This window comes from Mycolicibacterium sp. TUM20985 (assembly GCF_030295745.1).
GTDB lineage: Bacteria > Actinomycetota > Actinomycetes > Mycobacteriales > Mycobacteriaceae > Mycobacterium.
Genome location: NZ_AP027291.1, coordinates 2,429,872 through 2,450,210, shown reverse-complemented (window position 1 = coordinate 2,450,210; position 20,339 = coordinate 2,429,872). Strand labels below are relative to the sequence as shown.

Here is a 20,339-nt window from a genome sequence, read left to right as displayed (position 1 = left end):
ATGGCGGGTGTAGCCAGTAGTAGTCGCCAGCGGAGCAAGATCGCTCCGTACCTGATGGTGCTGCCAGCGCTGGCGTACCTGGCGCTGTTCTTCGTGGTGCCGATCTGGTCTCTGCTCCGCACCTCGTTGTCGTCGATGAGCGGATCGGTCTTCCTGCCGACGCTGTCGTTCGACTGGAACGTTGGCAACTTCGGTCACGCGTTCTCGATCTATCAGGACCAGATCATCCGGTCGTTCACGTACGCGCTGACGGCCACCGTGGTCTGCATCGTGCTGGCCTATCCCCTGGCCTACGTGATCGCCTTCAAGGCCGGTAGATACAAGAACTTGATCCTTGGTCTGGTGATCCTGCCGTTCTTCGTGACCTTCCTGATCCGCACGCTGGCGTGGAAGACCATCCTCGCCGACGACGGCTGGGTGGTGAGCGCGCTGGGCAGCGTCGGTCTGCTGCCCAGCGAGGGCCGCTTGTTGTCCACCAGCTGGGCGGTGATCGGCGGTCTGATCTACAACTGGATCATCTTCATGATCCTGCCGTTGTACGTGAGTCTGGAGAAGATCGACCCGCGCCTGCTGGAGGCATCGCGGGATCTGTACTCGAGCAATGCCCGTTCGTTCACCAAGGTGGTGCTGCCGCTGTCGATGCCCGGCGTGCTCGCTGGCAGCCTGCTCGTATTCATCCCCGCGGCAGGTGATTTCATCAACGCCGACTACCTGGGCAGCACTCAGACGACGATGATCGGCAACGTCATCCAGAAGCAGTTCCTCGTCGTCAAGGACTATCCGGCGGCGGCTGCGCTGAGCCTCGTGCTGATGGCGTTCATTCTGGTGGGCGTGTTGTTGTACACCAAGGCGCTCGGTACGGAGGAACTGGTATGACGCTCGCGGCCGGACCCCTCATCACCGACGCCGCCGGGAGCGCCGAGACACCCAGGCCGCGTCGGAGCCCGCGCCGCTTCGCCTTTGGCGACGTCACCTTGCGCGTCGTCGCCGGACTGGTGCTGTTCTACCTCTTCCTCCCGATCTTCGTCATCATCCTGTTCTCCTTCAACGACCCCGCCGGCAAGTTCAACTACAGCTGGCAGGGCTTCACCCTCGACAACTGGTTGAACCCGTTCAAGTACCCCGCCCTCACCGATGCGCTCCAGTTGAGCATCAACGTGGCGGCGGTCTCCACGGCCATCGCCTTGGTGCTCGGCACACTGGTGGCCATTGCGTTGGTGCGCCAACGTTTCCGGGGCAGTAAGGCGATCGACACGTTCCTCGTCCTGCCGCTGACGGCACCGGAGGTCGTGATGGGAGCGTCGCTGCTGGTGCTGTTCCTCGACTTCGGCTGGGCGACGGGATACGTCACGATCCTGATCGCACACATCGCCTTCGAGATCAGTTTCATCGCGATGACCGTCCGCGCCCGCGTCCGCGGATTCGACTGGACCCTGGAGGACGCGTCGATGGACCTCGGGGCGAGCCCGACCCGTACCTTCTTCAAGGTGACGCTGCCGCTGATCGTGCCCGGTATCGTCGCCGCGGCCATGCTGTCGTTCGCCCTGTCGCTGGACGACTTCATCATCACGTACTTCGTCAGTGGCTCCACCGTGACGTACCCGCTCTACGTCAACGCGGCGGTCAAGGCCGCCGTCCCTCCCCAGATCAACGTCCTCGCCACGGCGATCCTGCTGATCAGCCTGCTGCTCGTCGGTATCGGAACGCTCTACCGCCGCAAGCGAGTCGACGCCTGACCGGCACGCACCCTCGGCGAGATCATCCAGGGACTCGGTTGGCAGAAGAACCGGTCACCGACCGCGGCACGTGGCCACGTCTGCTCGATGCGCGCCATCTCGTGGACGAGTGAGTCGACCTGCTCGGGTTCGCCGTGCGTCGTGAACGTCCTGCGGTCCCACCACATCATCTTCGTCTGGTACCGCTCGTCGGGATAGGGCGTCGCGGGGATGGGCGCCACCACCCCGCCCGTGGAGCGCCACCGCTCGAGGCAGTGCGCCGCGGAGGTCGCCATGTAGTAGTCGACGTCGAAGCACGTGGTGAGGTGAAATCCGCTGCGGGCGTGTAGTTTTGCCCGACTTCGGCTCAGGTCGCCGTCGCCACGCATCCAGGCGGCCTTCATCTCGATGACTCCAGCCGGAATGCGGTCCGCCAGCATCCTGTGAACGGCGGCCTCTCCCGGCCTGCCGCGCCATTCGACGACGGCGTGCGAGTCCTCCGGGGCGGTCAGCACGCCCTTGGTCCTGACCCCGCCGATCATTCGTCCGTCGACATCGGTCATCGTCCAGAACAGCGCGGTGTCATCCGCGCATCGTCCTGGGTCTGCATCGATGGCGTCGCTCACCCCGAACTTCGCGTAGCTCTCGACGGCGCCGTCGTGATACTCGGCAAACAGGTCGGGTGCAGCGCCCGGCTCGGCGATGGTCACCGTGCACTCCCCGGCGGGATCCCACCACGAGGTCACGTGCGCCAGGGGCGAAAGCTTAGGCTCGGTAGTCAGTGCAGCCGTCATTCGGGGCCTGCCTTCGTCGTGTGAAGTGGGGACTCAGAGCAATACAATACCTTCGGTATATATATTGTCTAACCTCAGGTTTATGTCGAAATTGACACCCACAGCAACGTATTTGCCAGCGGCGTCAGCCGTCGGTTGCGCTCCAGAAGTCTCGCCGCATAGAACCACTGGCCACATGCGTCCCCGCGAATCGGCCTCGCCACCCGCGCATAGCTGACCGGGTCGACACGGGTTGCTGACTCCGGTCGAGGATTTGGGCTCAAATGACGTCGACGCGGATCGGCGCCCTGGTGCCGGCGCGTGCGGCGCCGATCCCCGCGATGACGACGAGGCAGATTCCGAATACCCCCACGCCGTCGGGCGCCTGGGAGAGCACGACGAATCCCACCGCCATGGCGAACGCCGGCTCCAGGCTCATGAGCGTCCCGAACGACGCCGTGGTCAATCGGCGGAGCGCCATTAATTCAAGGGTGAAGGGGATCACCGGCAACAGGATCGCGAGACCGATTCCCCACAGCAGTATTTCACCTGTCATCCGCGGCAGCACCGACGAGCCGACGACGAGCGTGGAGAACACTGCCGCCACGCCCATGGACACCGCCAAGCCATTGACTCCGTCCACGCCGTCACCCACCCGCTGGGTCAGCAGGATGTAGCCGCCCCAGCAGACGGCGGCGGCCAATGCGTAGGCCACGCCGACGGGATCGGCGGCTTCCCCCCACGGCTGGGTCAACAGCACGACGCCGGCGGCGGCCAACCCCGGCCAGACGTAGCGATTCCGACCCTTGCCCTTGGCGACCGCGACGCCGAGGGGGCCGAGGAACTCCAGGGCGCTCGCCGTGCCCAACGGAATGCGCGCGACGGCGGCCATGAAGAAGAGGGTGACTGCGGCGGTGACCACGCCGAGCACGAGGCAGGTCGCGAACGTGGTCTTGGTGAACGCCGACGGACGCGGCCGGACGATGATCAGCAGCAGCACGCCCGCCCACGTCAGCCGCAGCCACGCCGCGCCCTCCACGCCGATGCGGTCCATCAGACCCAGCGACAGGGCAAGGCCGACCTGCACGAACAACATCGAGGCCGTTGCCATCGACACCCCGATGCGGGTCTGATTCGTGAACACCGTTGCATTGAATGGCAGGGAGAACGTTCGCGTCCACGTGATATTTGCGGACATACCGTTCATTCATGCCGAACGATCATCCGTTCAGGGCGTGCGGGAGGGAAACTGATCGTGGGTGAAGTCGATCTGTGCGGCAGGATTGCTCACCGCGGTGACCATGCCCGACCCGAACGGCCCCATGGCGTCGAAGAGAGTGGCCGTGCCCACGGCGATGCCGTCCTGCGCCCAATGGGACTCGGCCTGGACCCCGATCCACTCGTCACCCGGCAGGCGGGTCAACCCCACCGTCAGGTCGCCGTTGATGTATCCGATGCCGGCACTCCCGAGATTGGTGACCAGACTGGTGCCCTCGGCGACCATGACGGCGTCGACGAAGGGACCGTTGCACTGACCATCCACCACGTCGACGGACCTGTTGAAGAATCGCTTCCTCGAGGCGTTCTGGTGGTCGGCAATGGCGTCGGACCAGCCCCCTTCGTCACTCCCCATCCGCATATAACTCGCGGCGTCCACCTCCGGGTGGGGGAAAGTCGTTGCGGGTCTCCACTGTTCGCCCGCCGGCGCCGACGAAAGCCGGTACTGCACCATCGTGGCACGGACCACCGGCCGCCCGTCCTGGGACAGTTCGCACTCCGACGTCCGCACCCGCCTGCCGTCGCGGATCAGACGCGTGGACACCACCGTCGGCACCCCGCGGGCGGCCTTGAACAGATCGACGGTGAGCCGAGTGGGCAGGAAGTCGTCGTCCCCGTATCGGCCGTCGAGGACCCAGGCCGCCAGACCGACGAGTGCCGGTCCGTTCAGATGGTCGTCACCCCAATGGCTTTGCGCGCTAGCGGTGGGCAGGAACGTGTCCTCCGTGGAAGGAGTGAAGTGTGCCGGGCGTGCGGTCATTCGGAGAATCGTCGCATGGCGGACAATGACCTCGTGGACCCCCGGCGCCTGCACCTACTGCTGGCATTGTCCCGTCTCGGCTCGATGCGTGCGGTCGCCGAAGCCCACCACCTCACGACCTCGACGGTGTCCCAGCAGATCGCGGCGCTCGCCAAGGACGCCGGGGTCGCGCTCATCGAACCCGAGGGCAGGCGGGTCCGGCTGACGCCCGCAGGCCATCGGCTGGCCGAACACGCCGTGACCATCCTCGCCGCCGTCGACATGGCGCGCCTCGACCTCGATCCCGACGCCGAGCCCGCAGGCACCGTTCGGGTCGGCGGGTTCGCCACCGGCATTCGCGTGTCGCTGCTGCCCGTCCTCGGGCGACTCGCGTCGAGTCACCCCCGGGTCGGGGTGATCATCAGCGAGTACGAGCCCACCGAGGCGTTCCGGCTACTCGTCGACGACGATCTCGACCTAGCGCTCGTCTACGACTACAACCTGGTGCCCGCCTCGCCGGATCCGGTGCTGCAGACGGTGCCGTTGTGGTCGACTCCGTGGGGTCTCGGCGTGCCGAGCGGCGGCTCCCCCGCGACCGCGGCCGATCTGCGGGACTATGGCGACGCCGAATGGATCGTCAACTCCCGCAACACCGCCGACGAGGACGCCGTGCGGACCTTGGCGGCGCTGGCGGGTTTCACACCCCACATCGCCCATCAGATCGACAGCCTCGATCTGGTCGAAGATCTCATCATCGCCGGGTACGGCGTCGGGTTGCTGCCACTCGACAGATCCGTCCGTGACGGCGTCACCGTGCTGCCCATCGCCGAACCGGCCGTCGTCATGACGACCTACGCCGCCACGCGCCGCGGGCGCGCGAATTGGCCACCGCTTCGCCTGATTCTGGACGGCCTCGGGCCTGGGGAGGACGTGCTTCCCCACACGAGCTGGCCGCGACCGCCGGTCGGCGACGGGGTTAGTTCCCGCGAGGGCGGGTAAGGGTCACGCACATCAGCAACTGCGTGATCAACCAAAGGGGCCAACGTGACCGACCGCGAGCAAGAGAAGGAAAAGGCAGAATCCGACATCGAGGCCGACTCGGCGGTCGCGGGTTCGCGTGAGGGAAAGCACGGCCAAGGCGACGGAAGCTACGTCGGCCGGTCGAGCAGCGACGACGATTTCGACGCCGGTCAGAGCGGCGCGGAAGCCCGCAGCGAACAGGGTTAGGGCGACGCCGGCCTGCGAGCCGGGCCGGCGCTCGTGCGTCGCCGCGACGGGCGCGGCCGATATTGCTGGTTTCGTTGCCGCGGGCCAGGCCCAGCACGTCGCCGATCGCGCCCCACGGTACGTCTGCGGACCTAGCGGCGTCCACCGCCGCGTGGACGGCCCCCTGTGCGACCGCACCGGCCGCGGCATCAGAAGCGTCGGTCACGGCCCGTGCCACCTCGACCGCGTGCTCGAGTTCGCGCAGCGTCCGAGCCTGTCGATCGACGTCTACACGCCAAACACCCCTCACGTCGTCCCCCTTTGTACTCACGTGGAGTCGAGACACGGGGTCCGAGTGTGTCGCCACCGTTCAATGTACAGCAACCACTTTGGTAGCTGACTGCTCGTTCGAAGGCATTGCGGTGGAGGATATTTGACACATCAGTTGAATCGGTTGCCACTTGACGCAAACGTGGGGTCGTCACAAGTGCGCACTGGACTCCGTTTCGGATCCACCGCTTCGGGGAATGATCCGCGTTTCGAATTCACCGGCCCGGGGGATTCTGTAAGCCATCGGACGGCGATTGGAGCCTGTCTTGGATCGATATCAGCTCTTGGCGAGCGCCTTCGTCGACCTCGCCGACACCCTGACCGAAGACTACGACGTCGCCGAGCTCACTCAGCAGCTCATCGACTACTCGGTGAGCCTGCTTCCCGTGGACGCGGCCGGGATCGTGCTCGCCGATGAGGGCGGTCCGCGGGTACTCGCCTCGAGCAGCGAGGAGGCCCGGATGCTGGAACTCCTACAACTCCACGCCGACGCCGGACCCTGTCTGCACGTCTACCGCACTGGCGAACCGGTGTTGGTGGACGACCTGCGCACGGGGCCGGAACGATGGCCGGCCTTCGCCATCCGCGCCGACGAACACGGGTTCCGGTCCGTGGCCGCGCTGCCGATGAGGCTCCGCGACGAGCGGATCGGCACGCTGAACCTGTTCAGCCGCAGCCCAGGTCCCATGTCTGCGGGTGACGTCGCCATCGCTCAGGCCCTCGCCGACATCGCGACGATCGGCATTCTGCACCAGCGGGAGATATCCCATTCCGCGGAGCTGAACGCTCAGTTGCAGACCGCGCTGAAGACGCGGTTGATCATCGAGCAGGCGAAGGGTGTGCTCGCCGAACGAGGCAACGTGGACATGGACGAGGCGTTCACGTCCCTGCGTGCGCATGCGCGAAACACCCGGCGCGCCCTGTCCGACCTCGCCCGCGCGGTGGTCCACGGCGGTGATGAGGCGGACGCAGTCCTGCGGTCGCGGACGTGACGTCGGCCGCATCAGACGCGGCGCTGGCCTAACGTCAGGGATTGCGCCGCCCGGTAGCGGTCCAGGACCCCTGGCGTCGGATCGGCGGTGTAGGACTCCGTCACCCCGTAGTTCCACGACGGTGGCGCGTCCTCTCCGGACAGGGTCCACGCCGCCTGCCGAGCGGCGCCGAGCGCGACGTACTCCCCGGGGGTCGGCACCTGCACGGGCTTGCCGAGAACCGCGGGGGCGATGCGGCGAATCGCCTCCGAGCGAGCGCCTCCCCCAACCATGATCACGCGGCCCACCTCGATGCCCTGACCCGCGATCTGCTCGACGCAGAACTCGATCGACGCAAGTAAACCCTCGACCGCTGCGCGAGCGACGTTGGCGGGCCCCAGGTTTCGGGTCGTGACGCCGTGCAGCGCGCCCGCCGCCTCCGGCAGGTTGGGTGATCGTTCACCGTCGAAGTACGGCACCAGCGTCAGCCCGTCGGCACCCGGCGCCGCGGAGAGCGCCAACCGGTCGAACTCGTCGAAGTCCACACCCAGCATCCTCGCCACCGCGGCCAGGACCGGTGCGCCGTTGAGCGTGCACACCAGGGGAAGCTGACGCCCCGTGGCGTCGGCGAACCCGGCGACCAGCCCGGCGGCATCATGGGGAGCGGCATCGCCCACCGCGCTGACCACACCCGAGGTGCCCAGCGACACGACGCAGTCCCCCGGACCGACCCCGAGACCGAGCGCCGCCGCGGCGTTGTCGCCCGCCCCGGGACCGAGTACGGCTCCCGTCGTGGACCGACCGGCCGCGTCGTACGGCCCGAGCACCGGCGGCACGGTGGGCCGACGACCGCGCATGGCCAGTTGGAGCAGATCGGGCTGATAGCTGCTGTCCTCCGCGGCGAAGTAACCGGTCCCGCTGGCGTCACTGCGATCGGTGCGGACGTCGGCGACGTCGGTCGATCCACTCAACCGCCACGTCAGCCAGTCATGGGGTAGACACACGGCGGCGGTCGCATCGGCGTTGCGGGGTTCGTTGTCGGCCAGCCACCGCAGCTTGGTCGCCGTGATCGACGCCACGGGCACCACCCCGATCCGGGCTGCCCACTCCGCGGGCCCGCCAAGCTCCTCGACCAACGCCTCGGCGGCGGCGCTCGATCGAGTGTCGTTCCACAACAATGCATCTCGTACGACGTCTCCCGCCTCGTCCAGACACACCATGCCGTGTTGCTGCGCGCCGACAGAGATGGCAGCGACGTCATCGAGACCGCCGGCCTCGGCCGCGGCATCACCGAGCGCTGCCCACCACGCCGCCGGGTCGACCTCGGTGCCGCCGGGGTGAGGTGCAGAACCCGAGCGCACGGTCTCACCGGTGTCGGCCTCGCAGATGAGCACCTTGCACGACTGGGTGGACGAGTCGATTCCTGCGACGAGGGCCACGCCGTCCTCCTTCGATGTGAAAGGTCCACCCTAGTGCGAAGCTGCCTCGATGAAATGGCTCGTGGCGGCGAACGCCTGTCTGGCCACTCGGCTCGCCCAGATGCTCCTGGCAGGACTCGAATCGGCCTGACCACGGACGACCGTTCCGGGGTTTGAAAGGGGCTTTACCGGGTATCTTCCGCGCATGTTGATCCGTCGAATCGCGCGTCCCATGCTGGCCACCACCTTCATCACCCGTGGTGTAGAGGCGCTGCGGAGTCCCAAGCCAGCTGCTGACGCCGCCCGTCCCACCCTGGAGGGCCTCGCCAAGCTGCCCGACCCCGTCGGCCCCAACGTGCCCACCAACGCCGAGACCGTCGCCAAGGTGACTGCAGGCGTCCAGATCGGCGCGGGCCTCCTCCTCGCCACGGGCCGTCTGCCGCGCCTCGCATCGGCCGCCCTCGCAATCAGCGTGGTCCCGGGAAGCCTTGGTGCCCATGCCTTTTGGAATGAGGACGATGCCGAGCGGAAGGCCGTCGAGCGGCGCGCGCTGCTCACGGACGTCGGCCTGATCGGCGGCCTGATCATCGCCTCGGTCGACACCGAGGGCAGGCCCTCGCTGGGGTGGCGTGGCCGCCGTGCCGCGCGCAAGGTGTCCGAGCGGGTGTCCGGCGTCCTGCCGAGCACGCCCGATGCGCCGAACGCGCTCATCGACAGCGAGTTGGTCGACCGCGTCGGAGGGGGTCTGCACGTCGGCGCGGAACGCGGCCGGGACTTGGCCCACGTCGCGCTGGAGCGGGGCGCCGTACTCGCCGGCGTCGGGGTCGAGCGTGGTACGGAGTTCGCCGAGGTAGCGCGCGAGCGTGCCCCCCAGATCGCCAAGAAGGCGCGCAAGCGGGCCGAGGAGATCGCCGCGCTCACCCAGGACCGCAGTGCTGAATTCGCCGAGCTCGCGCAAAAGCACAGCACGCACCTGGTCGACGTGGCCCGCGATCGCGCGCCCGAGCTGGCCAACGCCGCCCGCGACCGCCGGGACGAATTGGCCGCCGCGAGCCGCGCCCAGGCCAACCGGGCCCGCAAGGACGTCAAGCGTGCGCAGAAGGAGCTCGAGAAGCGCACCCGTTGAGGGCGTGGCCGCCGGTAGATTGAGCGCGTGACTACCGGCGGCTACGAACCCCAGTACGGCGACTCCCGATACCACCGCGTCGAGCCGGGTGCACTGCTCCCCCGGTTCTTCGCCAGGGTGATCGACGGTCTACTCGTCGGCATCGTCGGCGTCGTCCTCAGCATCGCCACCGACACGTTGTCGAACGTGACGGTCACCGGTCTCTTCACCGGTGTCCTGATGTTCGTCTACTTCGTGGCGTTCGAAGTCACGCAGGGCTGGACACCCGGCAAGAAGGTCCTCGGGATGAGCGTCCACGGGCCCGCGGGCGGCCCGAAGCCCGACCTCAAGCAGTCCGCCATCCGCAACGCGTTCACGCTGCTGCCGGTCATCCCGTTCGTCGGCGGCCTGCTCGGGGTGATCGCGATCATCGTCATCGCCGTGACCGTCAGTGGCAGCCCAACCAAGCAGGGCAAGCACGACGAGCTGGCGGGCGGTACCCAGGTCGTGAAGGGCTAGGCCCGCCCGCCGGCCATCAGATCACCAGGTCCAGCAGCAGCACGACGCCGAGACCGCTCACCGACAACACCGTCTCCATGATCGACCAGGTCTTGATGGTCTGACCGACGGTGAGCCGGAAGTACTGATTGACCAACCAGAAGCCTGCGTCGTTGACGTGGGAGAAGAACAGCGAGCCGGCGCCGACGGCCAGGACCACCAGCGATACCTGCCCGGTCGGCATGTCGGCGACGAGCGGGACGATCAGCGAGGACGCGGTGATCGTCGCGACCGTGGCCGAACCCGTGGCGAGCCGGATCAGCACTGCGATCAGCCAGGCCAGGATGAGCACCGAGATATTGGCACCCTCGGCCCAGCGGGCCAGCAGCGTGCCGATCCCGGTGTCCACGAGAACCTGCTTGAACCCGCCGCCCGCGGCGACGATCAGGATGATGCCGGCGACCGGCGGGAGCCCCGACTCGATGCACTTCGTGATTGCGTTGCGGTCCATCCCGGCCCCTCGACCAAGGGTGAACATGCCGACGATGACGGCAATGAGCAGCGCGATCAGAGGGGTGCCGAGGGTGTCGAATACCAGCCGGAGCAGATTCGCCTTGTCGTCGATGAAGATGTCGACCAGCGCCTTGCCCAGCATCAGCACGACCGGCAGCAGAACGCTGAACAGCGTGATGGCGAACGACGGTCGGCGAGGCGTCTCACCCTCGGCGAAGCGGTCCGCGTCGAAGGTGTCGGGCGCGTCGACGACGACCCACCGCCCGGCCAACTTCCCGAACAGCGGGCCCGCCAGCACGATGGTCGGGATCGCGACCATGACACCGAGGGCCAGCGTGATGCCGAGGTCGGCGTTGAGCAGCCCGACGGCGGTCAGCGGTCCGGGGTGTGGCGGCACGAACCCGTGCATCGCGGAAAGCCCTGCCAGAGCCGGGATTCCGACGGTGATCAGGGACAGCTGCGAACGGCGCGACACCAGGTAGATCACCGGAATCAGCAGCACCAGCCCGATCTCGAAGAACATCGGGAGACCGATGATCGCGCCGACCAACGCCATCGCCCACGGCAGCATGCGTGGCGACGCGTGCCCGACGATGGTGTCGACGATCTCGTCGGCGCCACCGGAGTCGGCGAGCAGCTTGGCGAACATCGCACCCAACGCGATGAGGATGCCGACGCCCGCCGCGGTCTCCCCGAACCCCTTGGTGAACGACGCCAGCACGGTGGTGAGGTTCTCTCCCGCGACCATTCCCACCGTCAGCGCGCCGAACATCAGCGAGAGGAAGGGGTGCAGCTTGACCACCGTGATCAACACGACGATGACGGCGATGCCTACGGCGAAGGCCAGCACCAGATGCCAGCCGGAGGCCACCGGCTCGGTGAGCTTCGGGGCCTCGTCGGCGAGCAGGGTAATGCCGTTGATCATCACAACTCCCGTTCAGTCAGCGTGACGAATTCGTCGATGATGGAATCGATGTCCTGGTCCACGCTGACGTCGACGCCGTTCTCGTCGGCGGTCAACGGTTCGAGGGTGGCGAACTGCGAGGCCAACAGCGACGCCGGCATGAAGTGGCCCGGCCGGCTCGCCTGCCTACGGCCGATCAACTCGGGCGTTCCCGCGAGATGCAGGAATGCGACGTCGGTGCAGTGGCCGCGGAGCTGGTCCCGGTAGGCCCGCTTCAGCGCTGAGCAGCTCATCACGCCACCGTCGGGGTGATCGGCCAGCCACCGCCCGATGGCGTCGAGCCACGGTCGTCGGTCCGCGTCGTCGAGGGCGTGGCCTGCAGTCATCTTCGCGATATTGGCCTCGGGATGGAAGTCGTCCGCATCGGCGAAGGGCACCCGCAGACGTTGCGCGAGGGCCGCACCCACGGCGGACTTGCCGGAACCCGAAACACCCATCACCACTATTGGTGGCGCCATCGCCTACCTCCCGGTCCGCTGTACCCCGTTGTGCCTGGCATCACACAGCGTGCCGCAATCATCTGCTTATTGCAAGCACAGAGACCAAAGATATGTCTTTAAGCCAACGGGCGCGCCGTATGACAACATGTATGCGTGGCTGCACCCGCAAACGTCAGCGCCCTGCACGACAACGTGCTGACCGGGATCGGTGCCGAGATCGTCTCGGGCACGCTACCCGCGGGTGGGGTGATCAACCTGGAGGGCGTCGGCGCGCAATACGGCGTGTCCCGCAGCGTGGCCCGCGAAGCCGTCCGGGTCCTGGAATCGATGGGCCTGGTGGCCTCGCGGCGGCGCGTCGGCATCACCATCCAGCCGGCAAGTCGGTGGAATGTCTTCGACCCCAGGGTCATTCGATGGAGGCTCGAATCCGGGGACCGCGCGGCCCAACTGGTGTCGTTCTCGGAACTGCGCCGTGGCTTCGAGCCGGCCGCGGCAGCGCTGGCCGCCCGCCGGGCCGATCCGCATCAGTGCCGCATCATGGCGGCCGCCGTCTCCGACATGGTCATGCATGGGCGATCAGGCGATCTGGAGTCATACCTATTGGCGGACAAAGTCTTTCATCAGACCCTGCTGGAAGCCAGTGGGAACGAGATGTTCCGCGCCCTCAACGGCGTCGTCGCCGAGGTGCTGACCGGGCGCACCCGGCACGGGATGATGCCGGAGAAGCCCAACCCCGTCGCGATCGCTCTGCACGACGAGGTCGCCAGGGCCATCCGGCTGCGCGATGAGGCGGCCGCGGAGCGCGCGATGCGCGAGATCATCGACGAGGCCATGACCGACGTCCGCTCGTCCGAGGGGCCGGCATGAGCAGAACGCCGCTGACCGCCCGCCGACTGTTCGATCGCTTCGAACCCGTCCACGCCCTGACGTACTTCGCCCCCGAATCCCGCGACGCGCTCGAGCAGGCGGGTTTCCACGGCTTCTGGACGGGCTACTTCGCGGCCAGGTCCGCACCGCTGGGTCGGGTCCCCGCCGACGTCGTCACCGCCGTGTTCTATAACTTCGCGCCGTCGCACGTGGCCCGCGCACTGCCCGCGGCGTGGGACCTGGCCAGCCCGGCGGACGCGCTGCAGGCGCGTGAGACGTCGGCCGTGGCCGCCCTTCAGCGCTGTGGCGTCACCGACGGCGAGCAGGTGCGCACCGCCGCCGACCTGCTGGCCAAGGCCGCCGTCCACGCTCCGTTGGACGGCCGCCCGCTGTTCGCCGCGAACCGCGCTCTGCCATGGCCGGACGACCCCGTGGCGCGGCTCTGGCATGCCACTACGCTGCTGCGCGAGCAGCGCGGTGACGCACACGTGGCGGTCCTCGTCGCCAACGGCATCGGCGGGCGGGACTCCAACGTCCTGCACGCCTCGGCCGATCGGGTGCCCCGCGACTTCATCATGGCCAGCCGTCGCTACGACGACGAGGAATGGCAGGGCTGCGTCGAACGGCTCGAGGCGCGCGGGATCGTCGACGAGCAAGGCGCACTGACCAATTCAGGACGCGACCTCAAGAAGCATCTCGAGGACGCGACGGACGAGCTGGCGCTGCCTGCGTTCGACGCGCTCGACGACGCCGAACTCACCCTGCTGTTCCGCACGCTCACCCCGATCACCAGGGCGGTGATCGGTGGCGGCGACATTCCCGGCGCGACGCCCATGGGGCTCCGCCGGGACGACCTCGACGACGACGGCGCGCACCTCGGCTAGCGCGGGGCGTACATGATCAGGCCCACTCCGACCAGGCAGATGACCGCGCCCGTGACGTCCCAGCGATCCGGCCGGAAGCCGTCGGCCACCATGCCCCACAACAGCGAACCGACGATGAAGATCCCGCCGTACGCGGCCAGCACCCGGCCGAAGTTGGCGTCGGGCTGGAACGCGGCGACGAAACCGTAGGCCCCCAGGGCGAGCACCCCGGCGCCCATCCACACCCAGCCGCGGTGTTCCCGGATGCCCTGCCAGACCAGCCACGCGCCGCCGATCTCCAGCAACGCCGCCAGCACGAAGAGCAGGATCGACTTGAGCACCATCAATTCTGGTTGCGGTTCCACTCGAGCCAGCCGACACCGCTGCGGCCGTCGGACGTGGTCACGGTGGCCCAGGCCCGGGGGAAGCTGCTGACCCGACCGTCGCTGGACGTCAGCAATACCGGGGCGTGCCCTCGCACCTCGATGGTCGCCGTGGTGTCGCCCGGAGACATCTCGAGCGTCGTCCCGGTCGGTAAGTCATTCTCGCCGAACGCTTCCCGGGCGATGACCGTCTGCAACTCCGTGATGTCACCCGCGCGCTGGACGTAGCCGGCGGCCATCCGGGGTGCGCCGGGGATCCTCAGGTCGAGACCGTGGATGTGGGTGCCGTCATCGAGATGCAGTGCGCTCCAGACCCAGTCCATGCTCCACCAGTCCCGCGCCGCCCACGAATGGTCCCGCTGGCCCGCGACGTCGGCGAGCTCGATGGTGCGGCCGTCCGCGGTCACCGTTCCCGACACGGTGCAAGGGATCTCGTAGCGGGTGGACAGTCGGTACTGGTAGGGAACCCCGGCGGTGGTCCACACCAGATCCATGACCAGGTCGACGGGACGACCGGGGTTGCCCCGCAACAGATCTGCAGGGTCGTCATAGGCCTGACCCCGGCCCCGCAGTGCGACCCGGTAGGTCTGCAACGGAACGGTGGACTCGAGCTCGAGGTCGACTCCGTCCCCGCGGACGTGGGTGTGGTCCGCCGGCAGAGCCGCCTCGAAGTCCAGGACGGCGATGGTCGGCATGTCCGGTCCGCACAGCAGCGCGTTGATCCAAGCGTGGCCCTGGTTGGGGATCAGGCCCAGCCGCAGCCAGCCGCCGACGTCCTGGCCGGGATCGGCGAAGTCGAAGTACCAGCTCTCACTCCACAGCGCCTCGGCCGTCGGCTCGTGCGGACCCTCGTCTTCTGCTTTGGGCTGCAAGGGTTCCGGCGTCGATGGCGCGGGAAGGACGGCGAGCGCGTCGGTGTCCAGGACGTGCGCGCAGTGTCGCTCGATCATCGTCATGAACATCTGGTCACCGCGGTCGGTGCGTTCGACCAGCATCGGTGAGACGATCGCCATCATCACGCCGAAGAAGCTCTGGCGTCGCACCCCCTCGCGGACGTCGTCCAACGTGACGCCCGCATCCGGTCCGAGTGCGTCGTGATACGCGCGCAACAGCGCGTCACCGTGCTCGCGGCGCTGCTCCGTCGGCAGCGCGCATCCGAGGAAGTAGGCGACGTCGGTGAACGCCGGACCCCAGGTGACGGTCTGCCAGTCGACGACCGTCAGCGGGCGATCCGCGCCAGCCTCGCCGAAGAGCATGTTGTCCAGCCGATAGTCGCCGTGGATGAGCCCCTGCGGCAGGCCCGACTCGGCCTGGGCGGCGAGGTGGGCGTCGAACGTCGCGACCAGCCGCTCGCACACCTCGCGGTGTTCGGGGGCGACGTCATCGCGGTAACGGTCGACGAACCCCGCATACAGCGCGGCCATCAGACTCTGGCTCAACGGGGTCTCGCGGTTGAGCCACTCGGCGCCGGCAAGGGCGGCGTTGCCCAGCAGCGGCCCGTGCACATGGCCCAGCTCGGTCAGCGCGAGGGTGGCCTGCTGGAGGGTCGCGCCGTCGATCTCGTTGCCGACGACGGCCGGAGCGGCGTCACCCAACACCAGGTCGAAGACGCCGGTCGCCGGGTCGTAGGCGGCGTGGTGACACGGCGCGACCGGGCCCTGCAAACCGGGGGCGACGTCGGTGTAGAACCGGACCTCACGCTCGTACAGGCCCATCGCCAAACCGGTCTGCCGACTGCTGGGATCGGCCGCGGCCACCTTCAGGACCACCGACGGAGGACCGTGCTGCCCGTCGGCGTAGGTGAGGGCGACCCGGTAGCACTCACTCATCTGACCGGTGCCGATCCGGTCGAACGTGAAGCCGGTGACCTCCCCCGCCCCGACCGCGGTGGTCAGCCATTCGGTGGTGAGCTCGGATGGTCGTTCAAGCAGGGCGGCATCCACGTGGTCCGAGGTTAGTCGGCCGGGTTCAGTCATCGTGGGCGTGGCAGGTGTCGGAGTTCGTGGCCGGTACATCCAATGACGGGTTGCGGTCGAAGAAGCCGAACGGCTTGAGCCAGAACGACACGATGTCCACCGGCATCACCGGCCAGTCCTCGGGCCGGGTGATGTGGTGCAGCCCGAACACGTACCAGAGCACGACGTCGGTGTCGGCGATGGAGCGGTCGGCCCTGGTCCACTGGCCAAGGCCGGTATCCTCGGCCGACTGGTTGACGAATTCTCCTGCAGGCCAACGCTCTTCGGCCGAACTTGGTGTCACCCACAACGTGTGACCGATGACGTTGGCGCGCTTCAACACCGGCGACTCGGGATCGAACATTGGGGGTATCGCACCGCCCGGCACCAGCTTGTACGCCGGATGGGTGCCCAGGCCGTTGGTCACGTTGGTGTTGACCACCTTCCACGTCCGCTGCGTGGCGAAGTCGAAGTCCTGCTTGCCCTCGCTCTCGGTACGCAGTGGCACGTTTCGCGTGACGAGGGACAGACCGTACGGGTTGTCGGGGCCCATCGGCTCGGCGTAGGACTCCGACATGAACACGGTGTTGTCCTCACCGTCGACGTCCATGTCGAGCCGCGCCACCAGGAAGTGCTGGTGGTAGGGCGCATAGGTGCGCTCGTCGACGAGGGTCCCGTTCGGGTTGGGCGCGCCGGGTGCGAGCGGCGTCGTGACCATGATGCCGGTGGCCCGCACCTCGCACTCGATGTTGCCGTCCTGGTAGAGCCGCCAGTAGACGAGGTATTCGTAGTTGGCGACCGTGACGTGGAACGAGATGACCAGACGGCGCATCCGGCGCACCTCGGCGCCCGTGTCGTGGTCGACGTGCTTCCACAGCACGGCGCCGTCCTCCTCGTGGATGCAGATGGCGTTGGTGATGGTGTACGGCGAGCCCTTGCTGTCGTGCATCACGGCGTCGAGATAGCGGATCTCGCCGAGGCAGTCGCAACCGAGTTCGAGCGAGGTCGTCATGAAGCCGAGGCCCCATTCACCGATGTCGAACGCGGTGCGGCGGTAGTGATCTGGCGAGGAGTCGCGGTACGGCACGATCATCTCGGCGAACGACATGCGATGGGCGATGGATCGTTCGCGATCGCCGTCGCGGTACCGGACCGTGTGAAGGGTCATGCCCTCGCGATGGTTGAAGCCGACGCGCAGCGACCAGTTCTGCCACCGCAGGAGGTTGCCGTCGAGGGTGAACGACGGCCCGTCGGGCTGAGTGACGTGCAGCGGCTTCAGCGGCTCCCGGGTCGACGCGGTGCGGATGTGGTCGGGTATGTGCCTCGGTGCGTATTCGCCCATCACGGTAGGGGTTTCGACTGCCCCGCCGGCGAACGGGCCGGCGTCCTCCACCCGAAGCACCTCCATCGTGTTCAGATCGACGACGCAGTGCAGACCGCTGACCAGATGGGCGTAGGGATTGGCGCCGGGTGCACCCTTGCGCCAGGTGTCCGACCAGCCCAGCCGGCGGTCGCGGTATTCGGGCGGCGCGACGGCGGCGCCGAACGTCCAGGTGTCCATGAAGACGTCGTCGAGGTCGGTGATGCCGCGTGCGGTGAGCGCGGCGATGACATCGGGATGCCGCCGCAACAGCTGGTCGCATTCGAAGAACTCGTCGACGGTGAAGTTGGCCTGCACACCGGGGACGTGGTCGAACGTCTCGACCGAGGAGTCACTGAGCGAGACGACGCCCTTGTAGGTGGCATTCGCCGACCTGTCCAAACAGATGACGGTCGCGCGGCGTGGCGGCACTGTGCCCTGCTGCTCGAACGCCTGCAACTCGCCCTTGCTGGGCTCCAACAATTCCATCGAGGCGAACCGCCACCCCCGTTCAGAGGTTGCCGACGGCGCCGCCGTCACGCCGTGCTCGCTGCGCAACAGTGCAGCGGCAGCGCCGAATTCGTCCGCCGACAGCGGATCCAGTGGATGCGTCACCACAACACTCGACCACATCGACGGCGGACCCGCAGCGGGATCAGGAGAAACCGCAGCCGGCCTTAGTTCGCAGCCAGCGTGAAGCCCTCCCACGCCTGGCGCCGGTCGGAGTGGGGGTCGTACTCGAGGTGTGAGCGCCGGTCGAAGACCATGACCGCGCGTTCGTCGGGGGTGTACTCCGGCCACCCGTCGCCGGGGACTCCGCCCTGGCTGAACGCCCGCCACCTGGCCTGGACGTCGTTGCTGACCCGGCGGGCCGAACGGCGGTCGGCGGCCGCGGTCATCAGCGCGCCGAACCGGGTCCGGTAGATGTCGAAGACGGCCAACAACTCGGTGGCGTGGGTGGCGCCCAACCCGGACCAGTGGAACGTGCGCGGCGCGTAGTCGTAACGGTAGACGTAGGTGGGCGCATGCCTGCCGTGCGCGCTGGCGATCTGCCAGGCCGCGGTGCCGAAGGCGAAGTCGCCACCGAGCCGGATGCAGGCACTAGGACTCGGGTAGCCGGGGTACGCGCCGGTGATCTTGTCCCGCGACGCGACGTCCAGGTCGGCGAGGAGCAGCGCGATCGTGGGCTCGCTCATCGGCAACAACTGCAGGAAGCGCGTGAACAGCTTGCCCTCGTCGGCATTGGTGCCGACGATGAGCGGGATCCGGTGGGCGGTGCCGTCCCGCATGGCTTGCAGCGGGTCCCGCGGCAGGAACTCGGTGTCATGCGTCGGGCCTACGACGAAGGCGCCGCGCATCTCCTTCATCCCCCGCCTCATCACCGCGTCGAGCGCGTGGACTAGTACGGACGGCCGGGCCGCCATCACCGCGGCTGCGGCATCCTTCTGGTCGACCCCGAGGACCTCGACGAAGTCGGAGGCGAAGGCCGCGGCGACGTCCGGTGGACCCGACATGCCGCTCGCCGGACTCTCGGAGATGGCTTGCGCGAAGAGCCCTTCCGCGTCCGGCACCGCCAGCAGCGTCGCGACCGCGTGGGCACCGGCGCTCTCACCGAAGATCGTCACGTTCTCGGGGTCGCCCCCGAACACTGCGATGTTGTCGCGCACCCACTGCAGTGCCAGGACCAGGTCGCGCAGGAAGAGGTTGTCGTCGATGGGGTGTTCGGGCGTCGCCAGCGCGGAGAGGTCCATGCAGCCAAGGGCGCCGAGCCGGTAGTTGACCGACACGTAGACGCAACCGCGCCGCGCCATGGCGGCACCGTCGTAGATCGGTGTCGCCGAACTGCCGAGGATGTAACCGCCGCCGTGGATGAAGAACATCACCGGCATTGGCTCGTCGGACGGCTTCTCGGGCGCCACGACGTTGACCGTCAGACAGTCCTCGCTCATCGGCTGATACCTGCCGACGCCGAGCAGCGTGTATCTCTTCTGCTGCGGAGCGCAGTAGGAGAAGCCGTGGCAGTACCGGACGCCGGGCCACGGCTCCACCGGTTGTGGGGCGCGGAGGCGCAGTCGGCCCACGGGCGGACGGGCGAAGGGGATCGATCGCCACCGGTGGACGCCGTCGGCGGTGAACCCCTCGATGACTCCGCTGTCGATGGTCACGCGAATGGTTCGATCGTGCATAGGCCGACGTTAGCGAAGTACTGCCGACCCGACGTGCCTGACGTGCCGATGGAAGGGCGCCCGCTAACGTGGGCGGCATGCGAATCGCCGGACTCGTTACCGCATGTGCGCTGGTAGCGGGCTGTTCTACAGGTACCGACGATGCGGCGGACCGAACCTCACCGTTCCCATCGTCGACGGCGACGTCCACGCCGACGTCCATCAAGCCGTCCGCCACGCCGTCGCTTGCACCGACCGTTGCTCCTGCCGCGGGGACCGACGTCACCGACGTGATTCGGTGGATCGAGGCGGGTGAGCCCGCCGACGCCAGCGGCTATCGGTCGATGACCCGCGGCGGGGAGACGACCGAACTCGGAGACGGCGTCGCGTTCGTGACCGCCGGGACGGAGTCGAACTGCGTGACCAACCGCTATGTGGATGGCGCGCTGGCGTGCCTGGTCAAGTTGGCCGATCCGCCACCGCGTCCGCCCGGGATCGAGACGGCGTGGAAGGCCAACTGGGTGGATTTCGCCGCGGCGGGCGTCGACGTCGGTTCGCCGCATGGCGATCCGGGCCCGTTCGGCGACGGCACCGGCGCGGAGCTTCCCGCTGGGCACTCGTTGGCGTTCGGCGAGTACCGCTGTCGCGCCGACGCGGTGGGTCTGTTCTGCGTCGATTACGCGCATCAGACTGCCGTCAAGCTCAGCGCTGCGGGCGTCGAGGGATTCGGCTGCCTGAAGAGGGTGACCCCGCCTGCCGACATCGGCTTGCGGTTCAGCTGCTGACGCCGCCGCCG

General features: G+C 67.8%; 20 protein-coding genes. 10 read left to right on the top strand and 10 right to left on the bottom strand.

Features of this window, described 5'->3' with window-relative positions; genetic code table 11:
* Entirely contained in the window at positions 1 to 876 is an 876-nt protein-coding gene (locus QUE68_RS11985; protein ID WP_284226262.1) for an ABC transporter permease, read from the top strand.
* A complete protein-coding gene (locus QUE68_RS11980) occupies positions 873 to 1,736 on the top strand; it encodes an ABC transporter permease (protein ID WP_284226259.1) in 864 nt (287 codons plus the stop codon). Before QUE68_RS11985 ends, QUE68_RS11980 begins: the two co-directional genes overlap by 4 nt.
* Here the strand turns inward: QUE68_RS11980 and QUE68_RS11975 are convergent.
* The 3 genes from QUE68_RS11975 to QUE68_RS11965 all read right to left on the bottom strand — a co-directional run bounded on the left by QUE68_RS11975 (position 1,709) and on the right by QUE68_RS11965 (position 4,526).
* Positions 1,709 to 2,461 (bottom strand): hypothetical protein, encoded by a 753-nt coding sequence (locus tag QUE68_RS11975; protein WP_284226258.1) that lies wholly within the window; start codon positions 2,459 to 2,461, stop codon positions 1,709 to 1,711. The two genes, QUE68_RS11980 and QUE68_RS11975, sit on opposite strands and share 28 nt — an antisense overlap.
* 307 nt (positions 2,462 to 2,768) lie before the next feature.
* Positions 2,769 to 3,599, bottom strand: coding sequence for an EamA family transporter (locus tag QUE68_RS11970; protein ID WP_454786354.1), 831 nt, complete (start codon positions 3,597 to 3,599; stop codon positions 2,769 to 2,771).
* Between the two features lie 117 nt (positions 3,600 to 3,716).
* Entirely contained in the window at positions 3,717 to 4,526 is an 810-nt protein-coding gene (locus QUE68_RS11965) for an acyl-CoA thioesterase domain-containing protein (RefSeq protein ID WP_284226256.1), read from the bottom strand.
* Positions 4,527 to 4,559: 33 nt separating this feature from the next.
* Between QUE68_RS11965 and QUE68_RS11960 the strand changes: the two genes are divergently transcribed.
* The 3 genes from QUE68_RS11960 to QUE68_RS11950 all read left to right on the top strand — a co-directional run bounded on the left by QUE68_RS11960 (position 4,560) and on the right by QUE68_RS11950 (position 7,033).
* Complete coding sequence (locus QUE68_RS11960; RefSeq protein ID WP_284230883.1) at positions 4,560 to 5,504, top strand: LysR family transcriptional regulator; 945 nt, start codon at positions 4,560 to 4,562, stop codon at positions 5,502 to 5,504.
* A 45-nt stretch (positions 5,505 to 5,549) separates the two neighbouring features.
* Positions 5,550 to 5,732 carry a hypothetical protein gene (locus tag QUE68_RS11955; RefSeq protein WP_284226255.1) on the top strand — a complete coding sequence of 61 codons (183 nt, stop codon included), beginning with the start codon at positions 5,550 to 5,552 and terminating at the stop codon, positions 5,730 to 5,732.
* Positions 5,733 to 6,307: 575 nt separating this feature from the next.
* Complete coding sequence (locus QUE68_RS11950; protein ID WP_284226253.1) at positions 6,308 to 7,033, top strand: GAF and ANTAR domain-containing protein; 726 nt, start codon at positions 6,308 to 6,310, stop codon at positions 7,031 to 7,033.
* An 11-nt stretch (positions 7,034 to 7,044) separates the two neighbouring features.
* On the opposite strand, the gene QUE68_RS11945 is transcribed toward QUE68_RS11950, so the two are convergent.
* Positions 7,045 to 8,451: a xylulokinase gene (locus QUE68_RS11945; RefSeq protein ID WP_284226251.1), complete on the bottom strand. Its 1,407-nt coding sequence runs from the start codon at positions 8,449 to 8,451 to the stop codon at positions 7,045 to 7,047.
* Positions 8,452 to 8,635: 184 nt separating this feature from the next.
* Here QUE68_RS11945 and QUE68_RS11940 point away from each other — a divergent pair, with 184 nt between their 5' ends.
* Positions 8,636 to 9,556, top strand: coding sequence for a DoxX family membrane protein (locus tag QUE68_RS11940; RefSeq protein WP_284226250.1), 921 nt, complete (start codon positions 8,636 to 8,638; stop codon positions 9,554 to 9,556).
* Between the two features lie 27 nt (positions 9,557 to 9,583).
* Positions 9,584 to 10,054: an RDD family protein gene (locus QUE68_RS11935; RefSeq protein WP_284226249.1), complete on the top strand. Its 471-nt coding sequence runs from the start codon at positions 9,584 to 9,586 to the stop codon at positions 10,052 to 10,054.
* 16 nt (positions 10,055 to 10,070) lie between these two features.
* On the opposite strand, the gene QUE68_RS11930 is transcribed toward QUE68_RS11935, so the two are convergent.
* Positions 10,071 to 11,471, bottom strand: a complete 1,401-nt coding sequence (locus QUE68_RS11930; protein WP_284226247.1) for a GntP family permease — start codon at positions 11,469 to 11,471, stop codon at positions 10,071 to 10,073.
* A complete protein-coding gene (locus tag QUE68_RS11925; protein ID WP_284226246.1) occupies positions 11,471 to 11,968 on the bottom strand; it encodes a gluconokinase in 498 nt (165 codons plus the stop codon). The genes QUE68_RS11930 and QUE68_RS11925 overlap by 1 nt, the downstream gene beginning before the upstream one ends.
* 135 nt (positions 11,969 to 12,103) lie before the next feature.
* Between QUE68_RS11925 and QUE68_RS11920 the strand changes: the two genes are divergently transcribed.
* Positions 12,104 to 12,817 (top strand): FadR/GntR family transcriptional regulator, encoded by a 714-nt coding sequence (locus tag QUE68_RS11920; protein ID WP_284226245.1) that lies wholly within the window; start codon positions 12,104 to 12,106, stop codon positions 12,815 to 12,817.
* Positions 12,814 to 13,701, top strand: coding sequence for an SCO6745 family protein (locus QUE68_RS11915; RefSeq protein ID WP_284226244.1), 888 nt, complete (start codon positions 12,814 to 12,816; stop codon positions 13,699 to 13,701). Before QUE68_RS11920 ends, QUE68_RS11915 begins: the two co-directional genes overlap by 4 nt.
* Here the strand turns inward: QUE68_RS11915 and QUE68_RS11910 are convergent.
* The 4 genes from QUE68_RS11910 to QUE68_RS11895 are packed head-to-tail and all read right to left on the bottom strand — an operon-like array spanning position 13,698 to position 19,564.
* Entirely contained in the window at positions 13,698 to 14,024 is a 327-nt protein-coding gene (locus tag QUE68_RS11910) for a YnfA family protein (RefSeq protein ID WP_284230882.1), read from the bottom strand. The genes QUE68_RS11915 and QUE68_RS11910 overlap by 4 nt on opposite strands.
* Positions 14,024 to 16,039, bottom strand: coding sequence for a DUF7064 domain-containing protein (locus tag QUE68_RS11905; RefSeq protein ID WP_284226242.1), 2,016 nt, complete (start codon positions 16,037 to 16,039; stop codon positions 14,024 to 14,026). Before QUE68_RS11905 ends, QUE68_RS11910 begins: the two co-directional genes overlap by 1 nt.
* Positions 16,032 to 18,011: a primary-amine oxidase gene (locus tag QUE68_RS11900; RefSeq protein ID WP_284226241.1), complete on the bottom strand. Its 1,980-nt coding sequence runs from the start codon at positions 18,009 to 18,011 to the stop codon at positions 16,032 to 16,034. Before QUE68_RS11900 ends, QUE68_RS11905 begins: the two co-directional genes overlap by 8 nt.
* Before the next feature lie 44 nt (positions 18,012 to 18,055).
* Positions 18,056 to 19,564: a carboxylesterase/lipase family protein gene (locus tag QUE68_RS11895; protein WP_284226240.1), complete on the bottom strand. Its 1,509-nt coding sequence runs from the start codon at positions 19,562 to 19,564 to the stop codon at positions 18,056 to 18,058.
* Positions 19,565 to 19,641: 77 nt separating this feature from the next.
* On the opposite strand from QUE68_RS11895, the gene QUE68_RS11890 reads away from it, so the two are divergent.
* On the top strand, positions 19,642 to 20,328 hold the full coding sequence (locus tag QUE68_RS11890; protein WP_284226239.1) for a hypothetical protein: 687 nt from the start codon (positions 19,642 to 19,644) through the stop codon (positions 20,326 to 20,328).
* Positions 20,329 to 20,339: the final 11 nt, after the last annotated feature.

Bases quoted from the DNA above. Each gene is read 5' to 3' on its own strand.
- QUE68_RS11895 (WP_284226240.1), bottom strand. From the start codon at position 19,564: ATGCACGATCGAACCATTCGCGTGACCATCGACAGCGGAGTCATCGAG.
- QUE68_RS11930 (WP_284226247.1), bottom strand. From the start codon at position 11,471: ATGATCAACGGCATTACCCTGCTCGCCGACGAGGCCCCGAAGCTCACC.
- QUE68_RS11970 (WP_454786354.1), bottom strand. From the start codon at position 3,599: ATGGCAACGGCCTCGATGTTGTTCGTGCAGGTCGGCCTTGCCCTGTCG.
- QUE68_RS11910 (WP_284230882.1), bottom strand. From the start codon at position 14,024: ATGGTGCTCAAGTCGATCCTGCTCTTCGTGCTGGCGGCGTTGCTGGAG.
- QUE68_RS11900 (WP_284226241.1), bottom strand. From the start codon at position 18,011: ATGTGGTCGAGTGTTGTGGTGACGCATCCACTGGATCCGCTGTCGGCG.
- QUE68_RS11925 (WP_284226246.1), bottom strand. From the start codon at position 11,968: ATGGCGCCACCAATAGTGGTGATGGGTGTTTCGGGTTCCGGCAAGTCC.
- QUE68_RS11980 (WP_284226259.1), top strand. From the start codon at position 873: ATGACGCTCGCGGCCGGACCCCTCATCACCGACGCCGCCGGGAGCGCC.
- QUE68_RS11985 (WP_284226262.1), top strand. From the start codon at position 1: ATGGCGGGTGTAGCCAGTAGTAGTCGCCAGCGGAGCAAGATCGCTCCG.
- QUE68_RS11890 (WP_284226239.1), top strand. From the start codon at position 19,642: ATGCGAATCGCCGGACTCGTTACCGCATGTGCGCTGGTAGCGGGCTGT.
- QUE68_RS11940 (WP_284226250.1), top strand. From the start codon at position 8,636: ATGTTGATCCGTCGAATCGCGCGTCCCATGCTGGCCACCACCTTCATC.
- QUE68_RS11965 (WP_284226256.1), bottom strand. From the start codon at position 4,526: ATGACCGCACGCCCGGCACACTTCACTCCTTCCACGGAGGACACGTTC.
- QUE68_RS11915 (WP_284226244.1), top strand. From the start codon at position 12,814: ATGAGCAGAACGCCGCTGACCGCCCGCCGACTGTTCGATCGCTTCGAA.
- QUE68_RS11905 (WP_284226242.1), bottom strand. From the start codon at position 16,039: ATGACTGAACCCGGCCGACTAACCTCGGACCACGTGGATGCCGCCCTG.